Source organism: Tatumella morbirosei, from assembly GCF_000757425.2.
Classification (GTDB): Bacteria; Pseudomonadota; Gammaproteobacteria; order Enterobacterales; family Enterobacteriaceae; genus Tatumella; species Tatumella morbirosei.
In genome coordinates this window covers 356,007-381,000 of the sequence record NZ_JPKR02000005.1, presented here as the reverse complement: position 1 = coordinate 381,000, position 24,994 = coordinate 356,007, and the positions used below count along the sequence as shown (strand labels likewise).

At 49.9% G+C, this 24,994-nt stretch carries 21 protein-coding genes, 1 tRNA gene and 1 other RNA gene; 17 read left to right on the top strand and 6 right to left on the bottom strand.

Going from position 1 to position 24,994, the window contains the following annotated elements:
- Positions 1-65: 65 nt before the first annotated feature.
- Positions 66-605, top strand: a complete 540-nt coding sequence (locus tag HA49_RS17285) for an isochorismatase family protein (RefSeq protein WP_038015783.1) — start codon at positions 66-68, stop codon at positions 603-605.
- A 30-nt stretch (positions 606-635) separates the two neighbouring features.
- Positions 636-1,601 (top strand): GlxA family transcriptional regulator, encoded by a 966-nt coding sequence (locus tag HA49_RS17280; RefSeq protein WP_046791899.1) that lies wholly within the window; start codon positions 636-638, stop codon positions 1,599-1,601.
- A 6-nt stretch (positions 1,602-1,607) separates the two neighbouring features.
- Here the strand turns inward: HA49_RS17280 and HA49_RS17275 are convergent, their stop codons facing one another.
- Positions 1,608-1,799 (bottom strand): DUF6500 family protein, encoded by a 192-nt coding sequence (locus tag HA49_RS17275; protein WP_038015777.1) that lies wholly within the window; start codon positions 1,797-1,799, stop codon positions 1,608-1,610.
- A 303-nt stretch (positions 1,800-2,102) separates the two neighbouring features.
- On the opposite strand from HA49_RS17275, the gene glyQ reads away from it, so the two are divergent.
- The 3 genes from glyQ to fdhD all read left to right on the top strand — a co-directional run bounded on the left by glyQ (position 2,103) and on the right by fdhD (position 6,142).
- The gene (glyQ, locus tag HA49_RS17270) at positions 2,103-3,014 is read left to right on the top strand and encodes a glycine--tRNA ligase subunit alpha (RefSeq protein WP_038015522.1); all 912 of its coding nucleotides are present in this window, start codon (positions 2,103-2,105) and stop codon (positions 3,012-3,014) included.
- 9 nt (positions 3,015-3,023) lie between these two features.
- The gene (gene glyS, locus HA49_RS17265; protein WP_038015520.1) at positions 3,024-5,093 is read left to right on the top strand and encodes a glycine--tRNA ligase subunit beta; all 2,070 of its coding nucleotides are present in this window, start codon (positions 3,024-3,026) and stop codon (positions 5,091-5,093) included.
- 194 nt (positions 5,094-5,287) lie between these two features.
- Positions 5,288-6,142 (top strand): formate dehydrogenase accessory sulfurtransferase FdhD, encoded by an 855-nt coding sequence (gene fdhD / locus HA49_RS17260; RefSeq protein WP_038015518.1) that lies wholly within the window; start codon positions 5,288-5,290, stop codon positions 6,140-6,142.
- Here the strand turns inward: fdhD and HA49_RS17255 are convergent.
- Entirely contained in the window at positions 6,124-6,903 is a 780-nt protein-coding gene (locus tag HA49_RS17255; RefSeq protein WP_038015515.1) for a DeoR/GlpR family DNA-binding transcription regulator, read from the bottom strand. The genes fdhD and HA49_RS17255 overlap by 19 nt on opposite strands.
- 187 nt (positions 6,904-7,090) lie before the next feature.
- Here HA49_RS17255 and HA49_RS17250 point away from each other — a divergent pair, with 187 nt between their 5' ends.
- From HA49_RS17250 to HA49_RS17235, 3 genes are all read left to right on the top strand, one after another.
- Positions 7,091-8,431 carry an aspartate aminotransferase family protein gene (locus HA49_RS17250; RefSeq protein ID WP_038015513.1) on the top strand — a complete coding sequence of 447 codons (1,341 nt, stop codon included), beginning with the start codon at positions 7,091-7,093 and terminating at the stop codon, positions 8,429-8,431.
- Positions 8,432-8,628: 197 nt separating this feature from the next.
- Positions 8,629-9,246 carry a superoxide dismutase [Mn] gene (sodA, locus tag HA49_RS17245; RefSeq protein WP_038015511.1) on the top strand — a complete coding sequence of 206 codons (618 nt, stop codon included), beginning with the start codon at positions 8,629-8,631 and terminating at the stop codon, positions 9,244-9,246.
- A gap of 326 nt (positions 9,247-9,572) precedes the next feature.
- Complete coding sequence (locus tag HA49_RS17235; RefSeq protein ID WP_038015505.1) at positions 9,573-10,517, top strand: VirK/YbjX family protein; 945 nt, start codon at positions 9,573-9,575, stop codon at positions 10,515-10,517.
- 15 nt (positions 10,518-10,532) lie between these two features.
- Here the strand turns inward: HA49_RS17235 and HA49_RS17230 are convergent, their stop codons facing one another.
- The 4 genes from HA49_RS17230 to HA49_RS17215 all read right to left on the bottom strand — a co-directional run bounded on the left by HA49_RS17230 (position 10,533) and on the right by HA49_RS17215 (position 14,148).
- The gene (locus HA49_RS17230) at positions 10,533-10,895 is read right to left on the bottom strand and encodes a YibL family ribosome-associated protein (protein ID WP_038015501.1); all 363 of its coding nucleotides are present in this window, start codon (positions 10,893-10,895) and stop codon (positions 10,533-10,535) included.
- Between the two features lie 154 nt (positions 10,896-11,049).
- The gene (locus tag HA49_RS17225) at positions 11,050-12,321 is read right to left on the bottom strand and encodes an OprD family outer membrane porin (protein WP_038015500.1); all 1,272 of its coding nucleotides are present in this window, start codon (positions 12,319-12,321) and stop codon (positions 11,050-11,052) included.
- A gap of 378 nt (positions 12,322-12,699) precedes the next feature.
- Positions 12,700-13,413 carry a DUF3053 domain-containing protein gene (locus HA49_RS17220; RefSeq protein WP_038015497.1) on the bottom strand — a complete coding sequence of 238 codons (714 nt, stop codon included), beginning with the start codon at positions 13,411-13,413 and terminating at the stop codon, positions 12,700-12,702.
- Between the two features lie 132 nt (positions 13,414-13,545).
- Entirely contained in the window at positions 13,546-14,148 is a 603-nt protein-coding gene (locus HA49_RS17215; protein ID WP_038015494.1) for an HD domain-containing protein, read from the bottom strand.
- 239 nt (positions 14,149-14,387) lie between these two features.
- On the opposite strand from HA49_RS17215, the gene eptB reads away from it, so the two are divergent.
- The 9 genes from eptB (at position 14,388) to hmsP (ending at position 24,987) form a co-directional block, all read left to right on the top strand.
- Positions 14,388-16,082, top strand: a complete 1,695-nt coding sequence (gene eptB / locus HA49_RS17210) for a kdo(2)-lipid A phosphoethanolamine 7''-transferase (protein WP_038015491.1) — start codon at positions 14,388-14,390, stop codon at positions 16,080-16,082.
- A 123-nt stretch (positions 16,083-16,205) separates the two neighbouring features.
- Positions 16,206-16,282, top strand: a tRNA-Pro gene (locus HA49_RS17205).
- 33 nt (positions 16,283-16,315) lie between these two features.
- A non-coding RNA gene (locus HA49_RS21050) (RtT sRNA) lies at positions 16,316-16,429 on the top strand.
- 715 nt (positions 16,430-17,144) lie between these two features.
- The gene (gene dppA, locus HA49_RS17200) at positions 17,145-18,755 is read left to right on the top strand and encodes a dipeptide ABC transporter periplasmic-binding protein DppA (RefSeq protein WP_046791898.1); all 1,611 of its coding nucleotides are present in this window, start codon (positions 17,145-17,147) and stop codon (positions 18,753-18,755) included.
- Positions 18,756-18,901: 146 nt separating this feature from the next.
- Entirely contained in the window at positions 18,902-19,921 is a 1,020-nt protein-coding gene (dppB, locus tag HA49_RS17195) for a dipeptide ABC transporter permease DppB (RefSeq protein ID WP_038015772.1), read from the top strand.
- Positions 19,922-19,930: 9 nt separating this feature from the next.
- Positions 19,931-20,833 carry a dipeptide ABC transporter permease DppC gene (dppC, locus tag HA49_RS17190; RefSeq protein WP_038015488.1) on the top strand — a complete coding sequence of 301 codons (903 nt, stop codon included), beginning with the start codon at positions 19,931-19,933 and terminating at the stop codon, positions 20,831-20,833.
- A gap of 11 nt (positions 20,834-20,844) precedes the next feature.
- Complete coding sequence (gene dppD, locus HA49_RS17185) at positions 20,845-21,831, top strand: dipeptide ABC transporter ATP-binding protein (protein ID WP_038015485.1); 987 nt, start codon at positions 20,845-20,847, stop codon at positions 21,829-21,831.
- Positions 21,803-22,825, top strand: a complete 1,023-nt coding sequence (locus HA49_RS17180) for a peptide ABC transporter ATP-binding protein (protein WP_046791897.1) — start codon at positions 21,803-21,805, stop codon at positions 22,823-22,825. Before dppD ends, HA49_RS17180 begins: the two co-directional genes overlap by 29 nt.
- Before the next feature lie 164 nt (positions 22,826-22,989).
- Positions 22,990-24,987 (top strand): biofilm formation regulator HmsP, encoded by a 1,998-nt coding sequence (gene hmsP, locus HA49_RS17175; protein WP_038015482.1) that lies wholly within the window; start codon positions 22,990-22,992, stop codon positions 24,985-24,987.
- Positions 24,988-24,994: the final 7 nt, after the last annotated feature.

The window sequence follows — 24,994 nt, the reverse complement described above, 5'->3', positions numbered from 1 at the left end:
GCATTATTTTCTGTGGCTATCGCAGTGATACTGTCGGCAGAACCTCACAGCCGCCAGGAGTGGATATGAAAAGCGCATTACTCGTCATCGATGTTCAGGACTCTTTTTTACACCGGGATTTCTGGTCAGACGACGGATTTCCTGAATTTTCGCAGCAGTTAACCCGGCTTATCGCCGGGTGCCAGCAACTCGATATACCGGTAGTTGATGTGTTTCATCTCAGTAGCGGACCGTTTGCGCCGGAGTCCGGCTATGTTAAGCGGATGTCCTTTTTGAACCATAATGCCGCAGTCAGTGTACAGAAAAGAGTGCATAATGCGCTGACGGAGTCTTCGCTGCTGGAATGGCTGAAACAGCACCAGGTAGAGCAACTGGTGATTAGCGGTATCCGGACGGAGCAATGTTGCGAAACCACTGCGCGGGTGGCCAGCGACTTAGGGTTTAAGGTGCTGTTTGTCAGTGAAGCGACCCTGACATTCGACATGCAGTGGCAGGGCGTCACCTATTCTGTCGAACAGATTGTACGACGAACTGAACTGGTACTGAATGGCAGGTTTGCGCAGATTTGTTCGGTAGATGAATGCCTGCAGAGACTCAACGAGTAATCCTGACTTGTATCCTGAGGAGAAACGACGATGGCGGTAACAGTCTGGTTTCTGACCCTGCCCGGAGTGATGGCTCTGGATATGACCGGTCCGGCGGAAACTCTGCGGCTGGCCGGTCCGGAAATCGAACTGCGGTACATCGGCCCCTGTTCAACGGTGGTGAGTTCCACGCAGATGACCATCAGCGATATTGCTCCCCTGCCGGAACAGTTGCCGACAGGGAGTTTACTGATTATCCCCGGGGTGGAAAATTCAGCCTGGCAACTGGAACAGACAGCAGCCAGAGAAGCCGGAAACTGGCTGCTCACACAACAGGCTGCCATCCGTCGCGGAGACGTGACCCTGGTGTGTATCTGTGCAGGGGCATTACTGGCGGCCCGCTCCGGATTACTGGATGGCGTGGCCTGTACCACACATCATCAGGTGCTGGACCGTTTACGGGACTTGGCTCCCCACTCCCGTGTGCTGGATAACCGGGTCTTTATTGAAGACCGGGGGATCTGGACCAGTGCCGGGATCACGACAGGGATTGATCTCTCGCTGCACCTGATCAGCCGGATGTTCGGGCCCCGGAAGGCGCTTGAAGTGGCCCGGGAAATGGTGGTCTGGTTCCGGCGTTCCGGTGATGATCCGCAATTATCTCCGTGGCTGCGTTACCGCAATCACCTGCATCCGGCCATTCATAAGGTTCAGGATTTAATCAGTCAGCACCCTGAACAGACCTGGCCGCTGAGTGAGCTCGCGGATCGTGTGCATATCAGCAGCCGCCATCTGACCCGGCTGTTTCGTCGTTATCTGGGGATCTCTGTACATGGATATCAGCAACAGTTACGTGTAGCGGTCGCAGGGCAACGCCTGCAACAAGGAGAAGGCATCGAGAAAGCGGCGCTGGCGGCAGGATTCTCCTCCGCCAGACAGTTCCGGCGTACCCGATCCAGATTGCAGGAGAGTTCCGGTGAGTCCGTTGCTGAAGGCGCAAGGCTACCAGTGAGCTGATATAGCTTAAAGAGCACTGAGCAGGGATTTGATTTTCTCTGCTTTCTCAAAATGATCCAGTTTCATTTCCATAATCCACCATTGCGCCACTTCCATTAGTGTTTCCGGGTCCTTATTTTTATTAGAGAAAAATGCGTAGAAAGAGAGGCCGACATGACTCCCTTTCGCAGCAATTTTTTCATCACAAATGGCCATCATTCTGGCTTTGATGTCTTCGTTCAATGGTTTCTCCTTCGGGCACCTTAAAGTGGGCGGTGGTATACACAGGCTGACTCTGAAGGAATCTTTCCTGAGAACGGCAGTGGTTTCAAATGGTTTCAACAGTGTTGACCCTGAAACCCTGGTCACAGGAAGCCATTTATAGATCTCGTGAGATAAAACCGCATTACATGAATTTCGCGGACAACGCCGCGATGTAAGGATTTCCGGCTGCACAACGGCCGGTCAAAGGGTATACTACGACCCACTTTTTTCATCCGGCCAAAAGCGTGCAAATTCAACATGCAAAAGTTTGATACCAAGACCTTTCAGGGCCTGATCCTGACCTTGCAGGATTACTGGGCGCAACAGGGCTGTACCATTGTACAGCCACTGGATATGGAGGTAGGTGCGGGCACCTCACATCCAATGACCTGCCTGCGTGCACTGGGGCCAGAACCCGTTGCCTCTGCCTATGTCCAGCCTTCACGTCGTCCGACCGACGGCCGCTATGGCGAAAATCCAAATCGTCTGCAGCATTACTATCAGTTCCAGGTGATGATTAAACCTTCGCCGGAGAATATGCAGGAACTTTACCTGGGCTCATTAAAGGCGCTGGGCCTTGATCCGCAGATTCATGATATTCGTTTTGTTGAAGATAACTGGGAAAACCCGACGCTGGGGGCCTGGGGGCTGGGCTGGGAAGTATGGCTGAACGGGATGGAAGTGACCCAGTTTACCTATTTCCAGCAGGTAGGCGGTCTGGAGTGTAAGCCAGTCACCGGTGAGATCACCTATGGCCTGGAACGCCTGGCGATGTACATCCAGGGCGTTGACAGCATTTATGATCTGGTCTGGAGTGATGGTCAGTTCGGCACCACCACTTATGGTGATGTATTCCATCAGAACGAAGTGGAACAGTCGACCTATAACTTTGAATATGCCGATGTCCCGTTCCTGTTCAACTGTTTCGAGCAGTACGAAAAAGAAGCGCAGACCCTGCTGGCACTGGAAAAACCGCTGCCGCTGCCGGCTTATGAACGCATTCTTAAGGCCGCTCACAGCTTTAACCTGTTGGATGCCCGCAAAGCTATCTCTGTCACCGAACGTCAGCGTTATATTCTGCGGATCCGTACCCTGACCAAAGCCGTGGCCGAAGCCTATTACGCTTCCCGTGAAGCCCTGGGCTTCCCGATGTGCAATAACAACAAGTAAGAGGCAGCGATGACAGATAAAACCTTACTGGTGGAAATTGGCACCGAAGAGCTGCCACCAAAATCATTACGTCAGTTGGCGGAATCTTTTGCCTCCCAACTGACCAGCGAACTGGACAATGCCGGACTGAGCCATGGTGCTACGGAGTGGTTTGCTTCCCCGCGCCGTCTGGCGGTAAAAATTGCTTCACTCAGTGCTTCTCAGGCCGATCGTGAAGTAGAAAAACGTGGCCCGGCGATTGCGGCTGCATTTGATGCCGAAGGTAAGCCAACTAAGGCTGCTGAAGGTTGGGCACGGGGTAATGGCATCACCGTGGAGCAGGCTGACCGGCTGGTGACTGATAAGGGTGAATGGCTGGTTTACCGCGCTGTGGTGAAAGGAGAATCAGCTGTTTCTCTGTTACCTGAGATGATTGCCGGTGTGCTGGCGAAACTTCCGGTACCGAAGTTGATGCGCTGGGCTGACAGCGATGTACAGTTCGTCCGTCCGGTGCATACCGTGACTCTGTTACTGGGAGATGAACTGATCCCTGCTACCTTGCTGGGGGTGAGTTCAGGGCGGACCATCCGTGGTCACCGTTTTATGGGGGAAGCGGAGTTCAGCATTGAGAATGCTGATCAATATCCGCAGATCCTGCAGGAGCGCGGGAAAGTGATCGCTGATTACGAAGCGCGTAAGGCTGTGATTAAAGCAGATGCGGAAGCGGCGGCCAAAAAACTCGGGGGTAAAGCCGATCTGAATGACAGTCTGCTCGAAGAAGTGGCTTCTCTGGTGGAATGGCCGGTAGTGCTGACGGCGACCTTTGAAGAAAAATTCCTGGCGGTGCCTTCTGAAGCGCTGGTGTACACCATGAAAGGTGACCAGAAGTACTTCCCGGTTTATAGCCAGGACGGAAAACTGCTACCGAATTTTATCTTTGTTGCCAATATCGAATCGACCGACCCGCAGCAAATTATCTCCGGTAACGAGAAGGTGGTGCGCCCGCGTCTGGCCGATGCCGAATTCTTTTTTAACACTGACCGTAAACAGCGTCTGGAAGATCAACTGCCGCGGCTGGAAAGTGTTCTGTTCCAGAAACAGTTGGGAACGTTGCGCGATAAAACCGATCGTATCCAGGTATTGTCAGGCTGGATTGCCGGTAAAATCGGTGCCGATGTCAGCCATGCGACCCGAGCTGGATTGCTGTCAAAATGCGATCTGATGACCAATATGGTGTTTGAGTTTACCGACACCCAGGGCGTGATGGGAATGCACTATGCCCGTCATGATGGCGAGGCCGAAGATGTGGCCGTGGCACTGAACGAGCAGTATCAGCCCCGCTTCTCCGGTGATGAACTGCCGCAGAGTCTGGTGTCCTGTTCGCTGGCGATTGCTGATAAAATGGATACCCTGGCCGGTATTTTTGGTATCGGACAACATCCGAAAGGCGATAAAGACCCGTTTGCTCTGCGCCGTGCTGCGTTGGGTGTGCTGAGAATTATTGTCGGAAAAAATCTGCCATTGGATCTGCAGACCCTGACTGAAGAAGCGGTACGCCTGTACGGGGATAAGCTGACCAATCCTTCGGTAGTTGATGATGTGATTGATTTTATGCTGGGCCGTTTCCGTAGCTGGTATCAGGAAGAAGGGCACAGCGTTGATACGTTGCAGGCGGTACTGGCTCGCCGGCCAACCCGACCGGCAGATTTCGATGCACGGATGAAAGCAGTCTCTCACTTCCGGACGCTTGAGCAGTCAGCAGCGTTGGCGGCAGCCAATAAACGTGTTTCCAATATTCTGGCAAAATCTGATGAACCGCTGAATGACAGCGTGCAGGCATCCCTGCTGAAGGAAAATGCGGAAATTACTCTGGCAACCTATGTGAGTGCACTGAGCAGCAAACTGCAACCTTACTTTGCCGAAGGCCGTTACCAGGAAGCGCTGATTGAGCTGGCTCAGTTGCGTGAAGCGGTAGATAACTTCTTCGAACAGGTGATGGTGAATGCTGAAGAACCAGAGATTCGTATTAACCGTCTGACATTACTGGCTAAATTACGTGATCTGTTCCTGCAGGTTGCGGATATTTCTCTGCTGCAGTAAGTCGTTACGGGTGAAGTATGATTCAGATAAGCGAGCCACTGGCTCGCTTTTTTTGTCTCTGCCACAGTTAACCCGCACAGGAAAGCTTTGCCTTGCTGCTATAACATCCCCTGATGTGGTTAACACTTGTGCGGGGTAATGTGCTAAAACCCCGTGATAACTATTATCAGCAGTGAGATCTGCGGAACTATCATATGAATATTTCTTCTGTGAATTCCGGCGAAGAAGCATCGCCAATCGAAGGGCTAACCACCCGTCAGGTCTGGACGCGTCAGGCCGTTGAGGATGGGCCTCACTCCGCACCCCGTCAGGACTGGCTGGCAGAAGAGGTGCCGGTAGCACTGGTCTATAACGGTATTTCTCATGTGGTCATGATGGCCACACCGCAACAGCTGGAAGCTTTTGCTGTGGGCTTCTCTCTTTCTGAAGGGATTATCAGTTCTCCGTCAGAAATATATGGTATTGATGTCCTGCCACAGAGCCAGGGGATTGAGGTCCATATTGAACTTTCGACACGACGTTTTATGGCGCTGAAAGAGCATCGCAGGGCGATGGCCGGCCGCACGGGTTGTGGGGTTTGCGGGGTGGAACAGCTTGAACAAATCGGTAAGCCGGTTCCACCGTTGCCTTTTACCCGTCGTTTCAATCTGCAGGCACTGGATAGCGGCCTGTCACAACTGTCTGACTTTCAGCCCATTGGACGTCAGACCGGTTGTACTCATGTGGCAGCCTGGATGGATGAGCAAGGGCAATTAACCGGGGGCTGTGAAGATGTTGGCCGACATGTCGCGTTAGATAAGCTGCTTGGGCATCGCAGCCGGCAGGGCTGGCAGCAGGGAGCAGTCGTAGTCTCCAGCCGTGCCAGCTATGAGATGGTGCAAAAATCGGCGATGTGTGGCGTTGAAATCTTGTTTGCTGTGTCAGCAGCTACCGCGCTCGCCGTTGAGGTGGCTGAACGCTGCGGCCTGACGCTGGTGGGATTCAGCAAGCCAGGTCGTGCAATCATTTATAGCCATCCGCAACGCCTGTATCAGGCACAAATCACCTGACTGAATGTCTGACTCAGCGAAGGCCAGGCATAATGCTGAGCCGCGGCACTATCCGATATCAGTAATCCGATATCTGCCGGCTCAGCGTAGCAGTAACGGCTGGTGACCCCCAGTTTACTGTGGTCGGCCAGCAGGAAGAGCTGTTTCGCCTGGCGGGCCATCGCGCCGGCAATTGCCGCTTCCGCCAGAGAAAAACTGCTGGCACCTGTCAGGGCATCTACTCCTACCGGTGACAGCAGGGCCACATCTGCCTGGTAGCGGTGGATTTCGTTCACCGTGATCCCGCCATGAGTTTGTTGAGTTCCGGCTGACATGCTTCCCCCCAACAGAATCACTTCATGTTGCAGCTGATGGTCATTTTCCTCGGTTGCCGTCAGAACCAGTGCTGCCTGCAAGCTGTTGGTAATGATAGTGAGCCCGGACATGGTTCTCAGTTCGCGTGCCAGCAAGGTTGTGGTGCTGCCGGAGTCGAGGAATATCGTTTGTCCCGAATGTAACTGTTCTGTCGCGCAGCGGGCAATGCTGCGTTTTTCCTTTTCCCGCGCGGCGTAACGTACAGGGAGCGGAGGTTCTGCCGGGGCATCTATCGCGACAATCCCGCCATGCACCCGGCGTGCCACACCTTGTTGTTCCAGCGCGATAATGTCACGGCGGGCAGTTTCTCTAGAGACGCCCAGCTCATTGATAATGCGTTCAGTACTGACCTGATGATGAGTACTGATTAATGAGCGTATACGGTGTAATCGCGTTTCCTGCAACATAGGATTTCCTCAATGCAAACTGCGCCGGATGATAACAGTTGTCTCAGTGTAGCGCAGCCCCGGCTAACCCGTATGTGTATTTTGTTGCTTTTGTGTATTTGGTTGCATTTTTCTGAAAATCAGCGATGATGAGCTCAGAGATGATTTCTTCCCGGCTTTCCCACTGATTATTGCGACAGGAGTAATTATGGTCACTCGTTCTACCATCATGGATACCAACAGCTTTCGGGCGGAACATGCCGCCTCACTGGATGCGGATACCCGTCATCTGACCGACAAACGCAGTAAAGTGCTGGGTGACTCTTATCGCCTGTTTTATCGTAAACCCGTACACCTGGTGCGTGGTGAGGGCCAGTATCTGTGGGATGCCGCCGGGGATAAATACCTTGATGTGTATAATAACGTTGCCAGTATTGGCCATTGTCATCCGGCCGTGATTGAAGCGGTCACTCAGCAGATGAAGATGCTGAATACTCATACCCGATATTTGCATGAAGCTATCCTCGATTACAGCGAGGCTCTGCTGGCCACGGCGCCGGCAGAAATTAATAAAGCGATGTATATGTGCACCGGTTCAGAGGCTAATGACCTGGCTATTCGTGTTGCCCGCTCCTTTAGCGGCGGTACCGGTATTATAGTGACCAAAGAAGCCTATCATGGAACCAGTGACCTCACCTCCGGGGCATCGCCGGCGCTGGGCAGTGGTCAGCCACTGGCGGCAACCACCCGGTTGGTATCTCCCCCGGATGATTATCGTGTCGATGCCCCTGACCTTGGCGCCTGGTTTGCGGCCGAAATTCAGAAACAGATTGATGATATGGCAGCTCACGGGATCAAATTTGCCGGTTTTCTGGCAGACTCGATTTTTTCTTCGGATGGTGTGTTACCTAATCCGCGTGGTTTCCTGCAACAGGCAGTCGATGTGGTACACAAAAACGGTGGAATCTTTATTGCCGATGAAGTTCAGCCAGGTTTTGCCCGTACCGGTGATGCATTCTGGGGCTTTGGCCGTCATGGTGTAGTGCCGGACATTATTACCACCGGCAAACCGATGGGTAACGGTATTCCGGTCTCCGGGTTGCTGGCGAAAAGTGATGTTCTGGCAGCATTCAGTGATGATATTCCTTACTTTAATACTTTCGGCGGAAATCCGGTGGCGATGGCAGCCGCACAGGCAGTGTTACGGGTGATTGAGGAAGAGGGATTACAGGAACACAGCCGTGTGGTAGGGGCACAGCTGCTGGCTGAACTGCGTAAGCTGATGGACAGACACGAATGTATTGGGGATGTTCGCGGTGCCGGGCTGTTTATTGGCTTCGAGCTGGTAGAAGATCGTCACAGCAAGAGCCCGGATAAAACACTGGCACTTAACCTGATAGAAAAATTGCGTGAGCATCATGTACTGACGTCTGTCGCCGGGCCTTACGGAAATGTGCTGAAACTGCGTCCGCCACTGGCATTTCAGGTAGCCGACATTGACTGGCTGGTGGGAGCACTGGACAAGTCACTGACTGAACTTGGCCGCTGACAGGTAGCATAGTTCTGAGAAACTGCTGAAATTGTGCTATTTCAGCAGTTTTTTTTTACCGGAAAACAATTCCTTAGTGACCATAATGCACTGATTCTCCTTTTCCCGATCAATTATTTAACTATAATATAAGCCAGTGCTTATGCAGTACGTCCCTTCGGATGTGCTGTCCTTACATTAGAATGGAGAGGTTGAACATGAGTTATTCACTACCATCCCTGCCTTACGCTTATGACGCGCTGGAGCCGCATTTCGATAAGGAAACGATGGAAATCCATCACACCAAACATCACCAGACTTATGTTAATAATGCCAATGCAGCGCTGGAAGGTACTGAATTCGCTGCTCTGCCGGTAGAAGAACTGATCACTAAACTGGATCAGGTTCCGGCAGATAAAAAAACCGCGCTGCGTAACAATGCCGGTGGTCACGCTAACCACAGCCTGTTCTGGAAAGGCCTGAAAACCGGGACTACCCTGCAGGGTGACCTGAAAGCCGCCATCGAGAAAGATTTTGGCAGCGTAGACAAATTCAAAGAAGAATTTGAAAAAGCGGCTGCAACCCGCTTTGGTTCCGGCTGGGCGTGGCTGGTGAAAAAAGGTGACAAACTGGCGGTCGTTTCTACTGCTAACCAGGACAGCCCGCTGATGGGTGAAGCTGTCGCCGGTGTTTCCGGTTTCCCTATCCTGGGTCTGGATGTGTGGGAGCACGCTTATTACCTGAAATTCCAGAACAAACGTCCTGACTACATCAAAGCGTTCTGGAACGTTGTTAACTGGGATGAAGCTGCAGCGCGTTTTGCTTCAGCAAAATAATCTGACGCGTTTCTGACGGTTATCTTACCGTTAGCCACTGATACCGGTAGCCTGCGTGCTGCCGGTTTTTTTTGTGCTGCATTTATCCGGCTGAGTAAAACTCAGGTTGTTTTTTCCTGTTTGAAAGGTGTTAATCACCACTTCCTGCCTTACCGTAAACAGACTGTCTGTTAATGAAATGCCATCACTCCTTACGAAAAATAAACACAAGGTAAACGTCACTCATATTTTGCCTGGTGTTGGCTGATGCCTGTTCCTGATTGTACTTTCGTTGAATTTGCTTGCGTTAGTCTCAGGTGGATTGATTCCGGACCCCTGGCATTGTTATGTCTGAACTTATTAATGACTCACTGAAAAAAAATAACATCTCACTACTCTGGTCAGTGATCAGTGGCAAGTATCGCCCGGATAAAGCCTGGAGGAGCAAATCCTTCAGCCTTAAATTTCTGCTGCGCTGCTGCTGTTATCCCGCGGTCAGCTACCATTATCTGAATTCTCTGACCACTCTGGAGTTATTTCCGTCGCTGCTTGAGCGGCAGGGATTGCTACCAGCGAAAATACATCGCCCTTATCTGAGTGCCGGATTAGGTGTCCGGCAACGTGCAGAGGCTATTGTCAGCCACTATCAGTTACTGTCGGGGCTGGAAAACCCACGCTTACGTCAATGGTTGACTCAGCCGTCGGCCACCCCGATGTTGCAATGGACAACTCAGGATGATCAACACTTTTCTCTGACCTGTGGTCCTGCCAGGTTTGATCGGGAAGGTGAGGTCATGTTATGTCTCTACTACCAGCAGCAGGTCGTGGCGATGATGACGTTTTCAGTGATCCAACTGAACGGTAAAAAAGTCCTGTTTATTGGTGGTTTACAGGGGCCTGGCAGCGAAGTATCCCCTGATATTATCCGTCAGGCTACCCGCGCCAGTTTTGGTGTGTTTCCGAAAAGATTGTTGATGGATGTGATTTTCTGGTTATCGGCGGCTGGAAAAATTGAAGGTATTCAGGCTGTCAGCGAAAAGAGCCATGTATTTCGCAGCCTGCGTTATCGCTACAGCAAGCAGGATAAGTTCTTTGCCAGCTACAGTGAATTCTGGGAAAGCCTGGGGGGCTGGCAAAACAGTTATGGGAATTACGATTTACCTTTGCAGGTGCTACGTAAACCTCTGGAAGAGATCGCCAGTAAAAAACGGGCAGAATACCGGCGTCGTTATCAGTTGCTCAGCGAACTGCATCAGCAGTTTAACGACGCGCTGGCTATACCCCACGGGTAGCAGTTGAGTGGCAGATCAGAAGGCTTTTTTAGCAAAACCGGTGACTTCATTCAGACCCATTTCACGGCCGAGTGCAGTCATCGGGTGGACAATGACAATCCCACGGACGGTTTTTTTCAGTGCACCCAGATTTGCCTGCTCTTTCTTCGTGATGGTTCGACGGAAGGGCAGTTTTTCCAGTTTCTGAGCCTCAGTGCTAAGTTTCTGCTCACGGACATTACGCAGACGGGTAATTTCAGTTTCCAGCGTCTGCATTTCCTGCTGAATTTCCCCCAGCTTTTCCATATCACCGGCTGTAATCAGTGCCTGTGACTTGTGGTTAAGTGCATCCAGCAGATCGCTCAGACGTTTAATCTCAGCTTTTTCTTGTTCTTTCATTGTTGACTCCTGTTAATCAGCGGGCAAGGATACACCAAAATTCCAGAGGACTTAACCAGAACCGTCTGTCGGCTGGATATGATGTCATAGCTTAGCATGGACGTCGGGAGTATGGCCCCTTTGCGCCGAATTGCGTAAAGGGGCGAAGTCCGACTCAGAAGAAGCTGAACGGGTATTCTGCAAACACACGGATCTCGTTACCGCTGGTGTTGTAGTCAGCAGCATCTCCGGATACACGCAGAATGGAGTAACGCAGTTTCAGTGTCAGATTTTTTGCTGCGCCGCTCTGCACGGTGTACTGGATCTGATTAAACAGTTCATGTTCATGGCCATTGCTGGTCTGGCTGGTTTTAATATTGTCACCACGAACATAGGCGATGTTGTAGGCCAGTCCCGGGATCCCCAGACCTGCAAAGTCGATGCCATAGGCAGCCTGCCAGGAGCGCTCCCCTTTGCCATTAAAGTCTGACCAGTAGGAGTTGTCCAGCCAGATACTGTTGCCACCGTCACCGACGCCGCCCTGATCGCGGTATCCACCATACTGGTAACCGGTACTACCGTCGCTCTGTTGATAAGCCAGTTTAAAGGTATGAACCCACCAGGTATAATTTGCCGCCAGGCTCCAGATAGTGTTACTACGTCCGGTATCAAGCTGGCTGGCATATTTCTTTGTTAAGCGGGAATTATAACCATTGAAATTGACTGCCAGAGATTGTTCGGCTGCCAGCGGTTGTTTATAACTCAGACCCAGATACTGCTTGCTAAGCGTTTGTTTGACGTTCGACGCGTAAAACGAGCCACTGAACTGATCGTTAAACTGGTAGCTGGCCCCTCCGAATGACAGACTTTTCAGGCCACTGTTATGCCGGTCATCACTTTTACGTTGTTCATCGGTCAGATAACCGGCATTCACTTCCAGCCCACGGATCTCTTTGGAGGTGATCATCGCTCCGGTGAAGGTTTCTGCCAGCAGGCGTGAATTATCGGCAGAGACTACCGGCAGCTCGGGGCGTTGAGTACCGTAGCTGATGACGGTATCAGAAATGCGCATTTTTGCTGTTGCGCCAAATTTTGCCAAATCAGATTTTGCTTTACCATCATGGCCCTGTTTAAAGAAATCGATACCGCCCGCACCGCTTCTGCCGCGACCACCATCCAGACGCACCGCATACTGACCAATAGCATCAAAACCAAAACCCACAACCCCCTGGGTATAACCCGATTGCCAGTTAGCGATAAGGGCCTGGCCCCATTCGTCACGATCACGGACTCCCTGAGCTTTATAGTGACGGTTAATATAAGCATTACGTAACAGAACATCGAAATGGCTGTCGGCAATAAAACCGTTACTTTGTGATTGATCGCTCGCCAGAGCCGGGGCCATGCATAATATCCCACAGAGAATCACTGGTATTTCTTTTTTCACTTTTTATTGTGCCTTTATTTTTTATAAAATAGATCTGTCTCTGGTGACCACATATTCCGCTGTCGTCATACCAAAGAAAATTATTGTGTAAGCTGATAGATTACCGCGAAGGATTTTATTACGCTTATAAATTAATTAACAGCCTTTTATCTGCCGACAGAGGTGACTAACCCTCTGTTTAAATTCCGGAAAACGCTCTTTTTGTTAAGACTAAGATAAAATATAAGGTAAACCGGTGAGTGTACAGAATGATTAATAATAAACCCCGGGAAATTTGGATAATCATCCGGGTAATTTCTGGTTGTTTATTATCAGAAAAAACTCACTATTCGGGGACAGAAAAAAGATAGTCCCCGCGATAGCGGGGAGCTGGCAGTATTACTGAACGTTGCTGATGGCGGTTTTTAGCTGAACCAATACCGGGGCTGCACTGGCGATGTCTGCGACCAGTGTGTTGTACTGTTTCACCTGGTCCTGGGTTGCAAACTGAACATTGTTGTTAGCAAAACTCACGCTGTTGTTTTGTGCCTGCAGGAAATCACCGGTATCGATAACGGAGCGGCTAAGGGCCTGCAGTTGTGGCAGTAATGGCAGCACACTATTAGCCGGCTGAGTGACTACTTTTGCATAGGCGGCATCATAGGTTTTTTGTAGGTCGGCAGGTAACTTCAGTGATGACTTACTGCTGTCGGCCAGATTGCGGGCATTTTGTACCTGCTGAGTGACTACATTCAGGGCTCCTGCAGCCTGACGCAGGGTGTCACGGTGTGACTGATAGTCGGCAGGCACTTTAATTGCCGATAATTCATCGGTGACCGGACGGATACCGTCGTTAATCGCCTTGTTTAGCTGCTGAGAAAAACCATAAAGGATGGCATAATCGCCGGCAAAATTGCCGAAGTTTTTTTTCTGATTTTCACTCAGCGTGGGTAGCTGTGAACCACTGCGCATGACTGTATTTTGCAGAAAATCACTGAATGCCTTGCTTTGCCCGGCTTCTTTATCACCGCAGCCTGCAAGCTGGAAAACCATAATCACTGTGGCCAGCAGTATTCCGGACTGCTTCGCAACACGTAAAATGCCTGACGCCATAAGGAACGGACTCCTGTTATTCGACGACCTGTAATATTTACAGGCAGAGAGACCACAAGGATAGTGCAAAGCGCAGCTCCCGCCAACGGGGAATTAGGCAGAAAAAGTGCGGCATATCATCTTTCTGTCTTATCAACCGGTCAGCGGGCCGGACAGATATTTTTCTGCCTGATGTGTAAACCAACTGGCGGGCATATTGTAGGGGGGCTGGCATAACCGCGCAATGGCGTGGCTTATCTGTGCCTCGGCCTGTTGCCAGAGCCCCGGATCTCCGTCGCGCAGTAACTCTATCTGTATCTGCTTTTCTACCAGATACACTGGGGCAAATTCCGGATCGTTATCGACAATATCTTTTGTGTTATCAATGATATCTGCCAGTTTTATGGTTTGTGCTTTGGCGCAGGCTTTGGCTGTGTGCTGCAGATGGCGTTGTTTTTTTTGTAGCCGGGTGTCATTTTCGGAAGTCTGAGGGTTGGTGAGCATTTCTACCAGAACCGCGACTTCCTGGCCGAACAGCTGCTGTAACTGGCCAAAAGTGGTCGGGGTATCTTCCAGAGTATCATGCAGCCAGGCCGCTGCCAGCATTGCCTCATCAGCTCCTGTATGACGAATCAGTTCGGCGACTGCCTGGGGATGTACAATATAGGGAGCATTGCTGTATTTGCGTTTTTGATCTGCCTGATGGTGAACCTGGCGGGCAAACAACTTTGCTTTTTCTTCCAGTGAATAATGCATAGGTCCTCTCCAGGCCATTATTTAGAATCTGACTATAGAATGCCGGCAACAGATTCAGCAAGTGGAGAATAATAGTTTTTAGTATCAGACGAATGGATAATATTAATTTTATTTAATTTTTAGTGTATTCCGGAATATTCCGTATATTTCATAATATTTAAAGTTATGTCGAACTCCGGGAGGGATTCGGACTCTGAGTTAAATATATTTTCTCACGTCCGATATTCCGGAATTTAATAATGAATAAAATCAAATTGTTAACGAATAGCCAACTCTGCTGGATATTGGCAGTGTATATCGGACTATTACTTAACTGGTCGGTTTTTAATCGCAGATTTCAGGGGCTATGGTTATGGTCAGACGGCCACTGGCTGAAATGGTCATCTGCGGCAGCCGAAATAGTCGCTGCGCTACTCACCAGTTTTGTTATTTTTCGGATGTTATCGTTGGGTGGTAAGTTGTTTTTCCGGATCTCTGCTTCACTGGTGGTGGTGATTTCCGTGGCGTCGGCATATTACATGATGGTCTTTAATGTAGTTATCGGTTACGGGATTATTGCCTCGGTACTCACGACGGATACTGACCTTTCGAAAGAGGTGGTGGGATATTATTTTTATCTGTGGCTGGTTCTGGCCAGTGCCGGACCACTGTGGTTAATATGGTACGGCCGGCTGGAAGGAAATTTATTAGCACAAGTGACCAGCCGCAGGCAATGTTTTCGGGCACTGGCGGGACTGGTGGTCTGTATTGCATTGGTATGGCTGCCGTTACGTTTGCTGGATCAACAGTACAAGCACCGTGAACATCAAACCAATGTTGATCTCCCCAGCTATGGCGGAATGGTGGCGCACTCTTATCTTCCGGTGAACTGGTTGACTGCTACCGGATTGTTTGGCTGGTCAAAACTGGATGAAGAGTTATCCGGCGATGATCTGTTCGATCCAGCCCGCCATTTTACCTACCAGGCCCCGAAAGGTATTGATGATACCTATGTTGTCTTTGTTATCGGGGAGACGACCCGTTGGGATCACATGGGACTGTTAGGCTATCAAAGGAATACCACACCACTTCTGTCGAAAGAAAAAAATCTGGTGGCTTTTAAAGGTGAATCCTGTGATACCGCGACCAAGCTGTCATTACGTTGTATGTTTGTCCGCGAAGGAGGGGCCGCTAATGACCCGGGCAGAACCTTAAAAGAACAAAATGTATTCGCGGTGATGAAGAAACTGGGGTTTAGCTCCGATCTGTATGCCATGCAAAGTGAAATCTGGTTCTATGGGCTGACCGATGTCGATAATATGGCTTTCCGCGAGCAGATAGGTTCTGAGCCGGTTAATAATGGTAAGCCGGTAGATGATTTGCTATTGCTTCCGAAATTACAGCAATCCTTGCAGGGACACCCACAGGGACATCATCTGGTGATACTGCATACTAAAGGTTCTCATTATCTCTATTCGCAACGATATCCACGGAGTTTTGCCGTATATAAGCCCGAATGCCTCGGTGTCGATGATTCTTGTTCAAAAGAGCAGTTGATTAATTCATTCGATAATTCAATACGTTATGTAGACTTTATGCTCGAAGGGGTACTGAGTCAGCTACGGGATAAGAAGGCTATCGTGTTTTATGTTGCAGATCATGGGGAGTCAATCAGTAGCAATACGCATTTCCATGGAACCCCCCGTGAGATGGCACCCGCTGAGCAATTTCGTGTACCTGTGCTGGTGTGGGCTTCTGACAAGTATCTGGTGGATGATGCTAACCGTCAGAGGTTTACATTACTTCAGCAACAGGCGAAAGACGGTATTATTCTCCATCACCGGGAGTTATATGACTCGTTGCTGGGTTGCCTGGGATACACGTCACCGGATGGTGGCATTAATCCGAAGAATAACTGGTGCCGCCAGTCATCCGTTGATAAATCAGTCAGATAGTCCTGAGTTCATATGTGCTGATAATAAATGGTGCGGCTGAAGGCTGCTTTTTAGTCAATCAGCGGCTGATTTGCTAAAAAGCGGTTGACGCTGTCTGAGTGCGGCAGTAATATTCGCCCCCATCGGCGAGTAGCGCAGCTTGGTAGCGCAACTGGTTTGGGACCAGTGGGTCGGAGGTTCGAATCCTCTCTCGCCGACCATTTTCAAAGAAACCCGCTTTTCGCGGGTTTTTTTACGTCCGAAGTTTAAAGAGGATGAGAACCTCCGAAGGAGGTTTGAGCCGAGCGAAGCGAGACAACGTTGCGTTCGCAACGGCCCGCAGGGGAATCATCCTCTCTCGCCGACCAATTTTAAGAAACCCGCTTCCAGCGGGTTTTTTTACGTCCGGAGTTTAAAGAGGATGAGAACCTCCGAAGGAGGTTTGAGCTTTTCTTCACGCCCTGCCAGTGAGGTGTCCAGGATATTCTTTTCTTTATCGTTCCTGTTGCCGTCTCTCCCCGACAGTTTTCCCGGCTTTAATACTGTATAAAGTTCGTGCAGTAGAATAACCCTTTCCGCACTTAATTTTAGTCAAACATTTTTCTTATGCCATAAATGGTTTTTAGATTATCCGCTTAGGCTTCTGATCAATTTACAATCCGAATAAATGAATAATCAGTGAATTATAGTAAATGAAGATTGCATAAAACTTGTTTTTTCTCTTCTTTTTTAAATAGTTTTATTAACTAATTTATTATCACTATATGGTGATATGAACCAGATAATTGATTAATTATTGTTAATTTTAGTGGTTATGGTCATTTTATCTGGTGAAATATTTTAATGAATTTTAGCGTAATGCTAAGAAAAACGCTTGCCGGTTATTGACAGCTGATCACATCTGTTGACAAATTGGGAGATACCAGAAGATCGATTTAGCAGATTATCCCGCTATTTGACCTGAGTTAGCGTTTTTATCCGAGGTTTTATGGCGTGTTACGTCTGTTATAAGAAAATCTGCTGACAAAATAACGAATAACAAAAAGTAAATAACACACATCACATCTTAACGGAGCAACGAAGATGAGCAAATTCCGGTCCGGCAAAAGCGCACTGACGACGGGTTTAACATTACTGACATTGATGCTTTCTGCTGCTGTACACGCAAAAACATTGGTCTATTGTTCTGAAGGATCTCCGGAGGGATTTAACCCGCAATTATTCACTTCGGGTACTACCTATGATGCGAGTTCGGTCCCCATCTATAACCGGCTGGTTGAGTTCAAAACCGGGACTACGGAGTTACAACCCGGACTGGCCGAAAGCTGGGATGTGAGCAGTGACGGTAAGGTGTATACCTTCCATTTGCGCAAAGGTGTTAAATGGCAGAGCTCTAAAGATTTTAAACCTACCCGCGACTTCAATGCTGATGATGTGGTGTTTTCTTTTGAGCGTCAGTTGGATAAAAACAATGCCTATCACAACGTTTCCGGTGGCAGCTATGAGTATTTTGAAGGCATGGATATGCCTAAACTCATTACTAAAATCGAAAAAGTGGATGATGATACTGTCCGCTTTACCCTCAGCCGCCCTGAGGCGCCTTTTATCGCAGACCTTGGCATGGACTTCGCATCGATTCTGTCAAAAGAGTATGCAGATAATATGCTGAAGGCTGGGACACCGGAAAAAGTGGATCTGAATCCGGTGGGAACAGGGCCCTTCCAGTTACTGCAGTATCAGAAAGACTCACGGATTCTGTATAAAGCTAATCCGACATACTGGGGCCCTAAACCGAAGATTGACCGGCTGGTATTCTCTATTACCCCGGATGCCTCTGTGCGTTATGCCAAAATGCAGAAGGGTGAATGCCAGGTCATGCCTTATCCTAATCCCGCTGATATTGCCAGCATGAAAAAAGATCCGAATATCACTCTGATGGAACAGCCAGGTCTGAATGTGGGCTATCTGGCGTTTAACACGCAGAAAAAGCCACTGGATGATGTCAGAGTTCGCCAGGCGCTGACGATGGCAGTGAACAAACAGGCCATTATTGATGCGGTTTATCAGGGGGCGGGTCAGGCAGCCAAAAACCTTATTCCACCGACTATGTGGAGCTATAACAGTCAGATCAAAGATTATCCTTATGACCCCGCTCAGGCTAAAGCCTTGCTGAAGGAAGCCGGAATGCCGGATGGATTTACCATCGATCTGTGGGCGATGCCGGTACAACGGCCGTACAACCCTAATGCCCGCCGAATGGCAGAGATGATCCAGGCTGACTGGGCAAAAATTGGCGTGAAAGCCAATATCGTCAGTTATGAGTGGGGTGAATATCTGAAAAGAGCCAAAGCCGGGGAACACCAGACGGTAATGATGGGCTGGACCGGAGACAATGGCGATCCGGATAACTTCTTTGCCACATTGTTCAGTTGTGCTGCTGCTAAAGATGGTTCCAACTATTCCCGCTGGTGTTATAAACCTTTCGAGGATCAAATACAGCCCGCAAGGTCAGAAGCTGACCATGACAAACGTATTGCTTACTACCAGCAGGCGCAGGTGATTATGCATGATCAGGCTCCGGCACTGATTATTGCTCACTCTACAGTCTACGAGCCAGTGAGCAAAAAAGTGACCGGATATGTGGTTGATCCGTTAGGTAAACACCATTTCGATAACGTCGATATTCAACAATAACAGCAAATATCAACACCCCGGGAGAGTGAAACTGCCGGGGTGCTTCATTTTTAGTGGCGTATTTTGCGCTATTGCGGTCACCCTGCGATGGGTTGTGAGCAATGATCGCCATCTTTTGGGATGGCGGCATGAAAGAGAACTTGTTTATGCTGCAGTTTATTTTGAAACGTCTGGGGCTGGTCATCCCGACATTTATCGGCATTACCCTGCTGACTTTTGCTTTTGTCCATATGATCCCAGGCGATCCTGTGATGATCATGGCAGGAGAGCGGGGGCTCTCCCCCGAAAGACATGCACAGTTACTGGCCCAGTTTGGTTTGGACCAGCCTTTGTGGAAACAATATCTCACCTATATCAATGGCATTATGCATGGCGACTTAGGGGTCTCCCTGAAAAGTCGTATTCCGGTCTGGAATGAATTTGTCCCCCGCTTTAAAGCCACACTGGAACTGGGTATCTGCGCTATGTTATTTGCGGTAGCGGTGGGTATCCCGGTAGGCGTTCTGGCGGCAGTTAAACGGGGTTCGGTATTCGATCATACTGCTATCAGTCTGTCGCTGGCGGGTTACTCGATGCCGGTCTTTTGGTGGGGGATCATGTTGATCATGCTGGTTTCGGTAAAGCTCAACCTGACACCGGTTTCCGGAAGAATTGGCGATACGGTATTCCTTGATGATAGTCACCCGCTGACCGGTTTTGATCTGATTGATACCTTATTCTGGGGGGAACCCGGAGATTTTAAAGATGCCGTGATGCATATGATCCTTCCGGCCATTGTACTGGGCACTATTCCTCTGGCAGTTATCGTACGAATGACCCGTTCGTCGATGCTTGAAGTCCTGGGAGAAGACTATATCCGTACCGCCAGGGCTAAAGGATTGACGCCGCTGCGGGTGATTGTCGTTCATGCACTGCGCAATGCCATGTTGCCGGTCGTTACGGTCATCGGACTGCAGGTTGGAACGTTACTGGCGGGAGCTATCCTGACTGAAACCATCTTTTCCTGGCCTGGTCTGGGACGTTGGCTCATCGAAGCGTTACAACGCAGGGATTATCCGGTCGTTCAGGGGGGCGTGTTACTGGTGGCCTTATTGATCATACTGGTCAATTTTATTGTCGATATTCTCTACGGCGTGGTGAACCCGCGTATTCGTCATCATAAATAAGGGGGCATCATGTCTGTTGTTGAATCCGGCAGTGTGAGTGCTGCACCTAAACCCATGACGCCGTTTCAGGAGTTTTGGCACTACTTCCGCCGAAATAACGGAGCGGTGGTCGGGCTGATATTTATTACCCTGATGTTGTTAATGGCGGTATTTGCAGGCGTTCTTGCGCCTCATCAGCCCACGGAGCAGTTTCGCGATGCTTTACTTCACCCTCCGGTATGGCAGCAGGGGGGAGAATGGCGTTTTATTCTCGGAACTGATGATGTTGGCCGCGATATTCTCAGCCGGCTGATGTATGGCGCACGGCTGTCATTACTGGTCGGCTGCCTGGTGGTGGTACTGTCACTGGTGTCTGGCATCGTTCTCGGGCTGCTGGCAGGTTACCTGGGCGGGGTGGTGGATGCTGTTATTATGAGGCTGGTCGATATTATGCTTGCTCTGCCGAGTTTGTTACTGGCACTGGTGCTGGTGGCTATTTTCGGTCCGTCAATGATCAATGCTTCACTGGCTCTGACCTTTGTCGCTCTGCCCCATTATGTACGGTTGACACGAGCGGCGGTACTGGCAGAAGTCCATCGTGATTATGTCACGGCATCCAAAGTTGCAGGTGCGGGGCCGTTACGCCAGATGTTTGTAAACATTCTCCCCAATTGCCTTGCTCCGCTGATTGTACAGGCGTCACTCGGTTTTTCTAATGCGATTCTGGATATGGCCGCGCTGGGTTTTTTAGGAATGGGAGCTCAGCCACCCACGCCGGAATGGGGAACGATGCTATCCGATGTACTGCAATATGCGCAAAGTGCCTGGTGGGTCGTTACCTTTCCGGGGGTGACTATTCTTCTGACAGTACTGGCTTTTAATCTGGTGGGTGATGGTTTACGCGATGCCCTTGATCCTAAACTGAAGCAATAAGAGGCCGCGCAATGACATTACTGAGTGTTGAGAATTTATCGGTTCATTTTGGAGACGAAAAGTCTCCGTTCCGTGCGGTCGATCGCATTAGCTATACGGTGGGACAAGGTGAAGTGGTTGGAATCGTCGGAGAGTCCGGGTCCGGGAAATCCGTGAGTTCTCTGGCCATTATGGGGTTGATTGATTTCCCCGGCAAGGTGATTGCAAATAAACTGAGCTTCGGACAGTCCGATCTGCAGGCCTTATCTTCCAGACAAAGGCGACAGCTGGTCGGATCGGATGTTGCTATGATTTTCCAGGATCCGATGACCAGTTTAAATCCCTGTTATAGCGTGGGTTTCCAGATTATGGAGGCGATTAAGGTACATCAGGGGGGGAGTCGCAGGGTGCGTCGGCAACGGGCTATCGGATTACTGGAAAGTGTCGGGATTCCGGACCCGGAATCCCGACTGAATGTCTACCCTCATCAGCTCTCCGGGGGGATGAGTCAGCGGGTCATGATAGCGATGGCGATTGCCTGTCAGCCGAAGCTGTTAATTGCTGATGAACCGACGACCGCTTTGGATGTCACCATTCAGGCGCAGATCATTGAACTGTTGCTGGAGTTACAACAACAACAGAATATGGCATTGATCCTGATTACCCATGACCTGGCGCTGGTGGCTGAATCCGCGAAACAGATTATTGTGATGTATGCCGGGCAGGTGGTCGAAATTGGTGCTGCAGAGGATATATTTACAGCGCCTCGTCATCCTTATACCCAGGCATTGTTACGCTCGCTGCCGGAATTTTCAGCGGATAAAGCCCGGCTGGCATCTTTACCCGGAGTGGTACCCGGTAAATATGACCGCCCTTCCGGTTGTTTGCTTAACCCGCGCTGCCCTTATGCCACTGAGCTTTGTCGGAATGAAGAGCCTGAGTTACGTGAGATGACTGGCCGGCAAGTGAAATGCCATTTCCCCTTAGATGATGCCGGGAGACCTGCCTGTGATAAATAAGACGTCAAATGGAACCGCCTTACTTCAGGCGAATGGGCTGAAAAAGCATTATCCGGTGAGCGGTGGGTTGTTTGGTAAAGAACGTCTGGTTAAAGCTCTTGATGGCGTCTCTTTTACGTTACAGCGTGGACAAACACTGGCGGTGGTGGGCGAGTCCGGGTGCGGTAAATCCACTCTCGGCCGTTTACTGACCATGATAGAAACCCCCACCGCGGGTGAGCTTTTCTGGCAGGGGCAGGATCTGCTGGTGCCGGATGCGCAGGCACAAAAATTACGCCGACAAAAAATTCAGATCATTTTTCAGAACCCCTATGGTTCTTTGAACCCGCGTAAAAAAATTAGTCAGATTCTTGAAGAACCGCTATTGATAAACACGGCTTTGACGAAGTCGCAGCGGAAAGAGAAAGTCATGGAAATGATGAGTAAAGTGGGGTTGAAAGCAGAGCATTATGATCGTTACCCACATATGTTCTCTGGTGGGCAACGGCAACGAATTGCTATCGCCCGGGGACTGATGCTGGACCCGGAAATACTGATTGCCGATGAGCCAGTGTCTGCGCTGGATGTTTCTGTGCGTGCTCAGGTACTTAACCTGATGATGGACTTACAGCAGGAACTGGGATTGTCTTATGTTTTCATTTCTCATGATCTGTCAGTGGTTGAACATCTGGCGGATGAAGTGATTGTCATGTATCTCGGGCGCTGTGTAGAAAAAGGCCGTAAAGCGGATGTGTTTGGTCATCCGCGTCATCCTTATACCCAGGCATTGTTATCAGCAACACCCCGTCTCAACCAGCAAAACAAAATACAGCGGATAAAACTTACCGGTGAATTACCCAGTCCGCTGAATCCACCTCCCGGATGTGCTTTTGCTGCCCGTTGTCGTGAACGGATGCCATGTTGTACTGAAAGCCAGCCGTTACTGAAATCCTATGGTGATCATCAGATAGCCTGTTTTATGGTTGAACAGCAGGAGTCTTCCGTCGCTTTCTGAACCTTGCAGGGCGTTTCCCTGCCTCAGGTACGAGGCAGGGGATAGTCATTTGCTGGCCGTTTCACCTTTTAGCCAGGAATTTACCGATTTCCTGAGTTACCTGATAGCGTGAATAGTGTCTTACGATATACTTGGATACTTATGACATCCGTCCGGAGACTACTGTGCGCGTTCAACGCTCTCTCACAATTAAGCAGATGGCAAATGTCTCCGCCGTAGCAATTGTGGTTATTTGTATTTTTATCTCAGTACAGCTATTCCATTTTGTGCAACAGCGCAGGATTGAGTATGCGCAGCAAATGGAAAATATTGCTCATACCATACGTCAACCGCTGTCCGAAGCGGTCCTGAAAGCCGATATACCGGCGGCGCAGCAGCTGTTAAATACGTTGAAGCCTGCCGGAATTCTGGGGCATGCGGATATTCGCTTGCCCGACCAGTTGGATGCCTTGCAGATTGATTTTACGCATAATCAGCCGGACAAAGTTCCGCCGCTGATTGCCCGTATTTTTCAGTTGCCGGTCAGAATAACCGTTCCGCTTTATTCGACAGAGCCGGCTGGCCTGCCTAAGCCTCTGGCCTGGCTGGTGCTGGAAGCGGATTCTGTTCGCGTGTATCAGTTTATCCTAAGTACTCTGTCGACCATGGTGATTACCAGCCTGTTACTGGCGCTGGTGTTATCTGTTTCGGTCAGCTGGTTTATCAACCGTCTGATGATTCACCCGTTGCGTAATATTTGCCGTGATTTGCAGGACAATCCGGGCAGGCAATTAATGATGCCGGAAAACCACCATGATGATGAAATCGGTGTGCTGGTGCGTTCTGTCAATCAGAACCAGGCCATTGCCGATTCAGCACATGAAGAAGTTGAACGTCTGAATACTCATTTCAGGTTTACCGGGTTACCTAACCGCACACTTTTTCTGGCGCTGCTCGAACAGTATCTGCGTCAGAAAGGTCAGGGACAGTCTGTGGGGCTGATGGTGCTGCGTATTGCGGTACTTCCCGATATTCTGAGCCCCAAAAACAAAGAACTGCTGCAGAGACTGCTGGCCGATAAACTGCGTCGTACGCTGGGATTAGGTTCTCAACTGGCTCAGCTATCCGCTACCGATTTTGTGATGTTTTATGAGCATGGTGTGCAGCCTTTATTGCTGATGCGGCAGGCCCAACTTGTCATGGACGAGCTGACACAGCCCCTGACTCTTCAGGATATGCCGTTGCGTCCTGTGGTCAGCATTGGTCTGGCCAGCCAACATGCCGAAAATCTGAACGCTGTTGATTTTCTGGAACATGGGATTTCAGCAATGATGTCGGCCACCCGGGAAAACGGCAACCAGATACTGTTTTTTGATCCGCAAATGACCGAACGGGCAAAAGTCCGGCTGGCACAATTTCATGACATCCTGCAGGGGATTCATGAAAAAGAGTATGCGCTCTATCTGCAACCGCAGGTCGATATGAACAGCGGGAAACTGGTGGGAGCAGAGGCATTATTACGCATCCGTCGTGATGACGGAAAATATTCACTGCCGGAAGACTTTATCACCACGGCCGAAGATATTGGTGTCATGCCGGAAATTGGACGTTGGGTTTTTGAGGAAGCTTGCCGGATTCTGGCGAACTGGCAGGCTCACGGAATTATGTTGCCACTCAGTGTAAATACTTCGGCCTTACAATTGCAGGATCCGATGATGGTGAGCCATCTGCAGAATTTACTCAGTGACCTGAAAATTAATCCCGGTAGTTTCGTGCTGGAACTGACCGAAACGGCCAAAATCGATGATACCGAACGGGCGATGGAACTGCTGCGACCCATTGAAAAAACCGGCGTGTCGGTGGTACTGGATGATTTTGGTATGGGGTATTCCAACCTGCATTACCTGCACCAGTTTCGTTCTCTGCCGGTTCGTCGCCTGAAACTGGACCGTAGCTTTGTGGCCGGACTGCCTGCTGATGATACGATGGTACGTATCGTGGGTTCCATTGCCGATATTATGCAGCTGGATGTGATTGCTGAGGGAGTTGAAACGACAGAACAACGTGACTGGCTGCTGGCGAGGGGGATCCATATTGCTCAGGGATATCTTTATTCTCCGGCATTGTCGGAACAGGTGTTTAATGAACAGTGGCTGGTCGCGCCGATCAGTGAAATTTGCTAAAAACCGG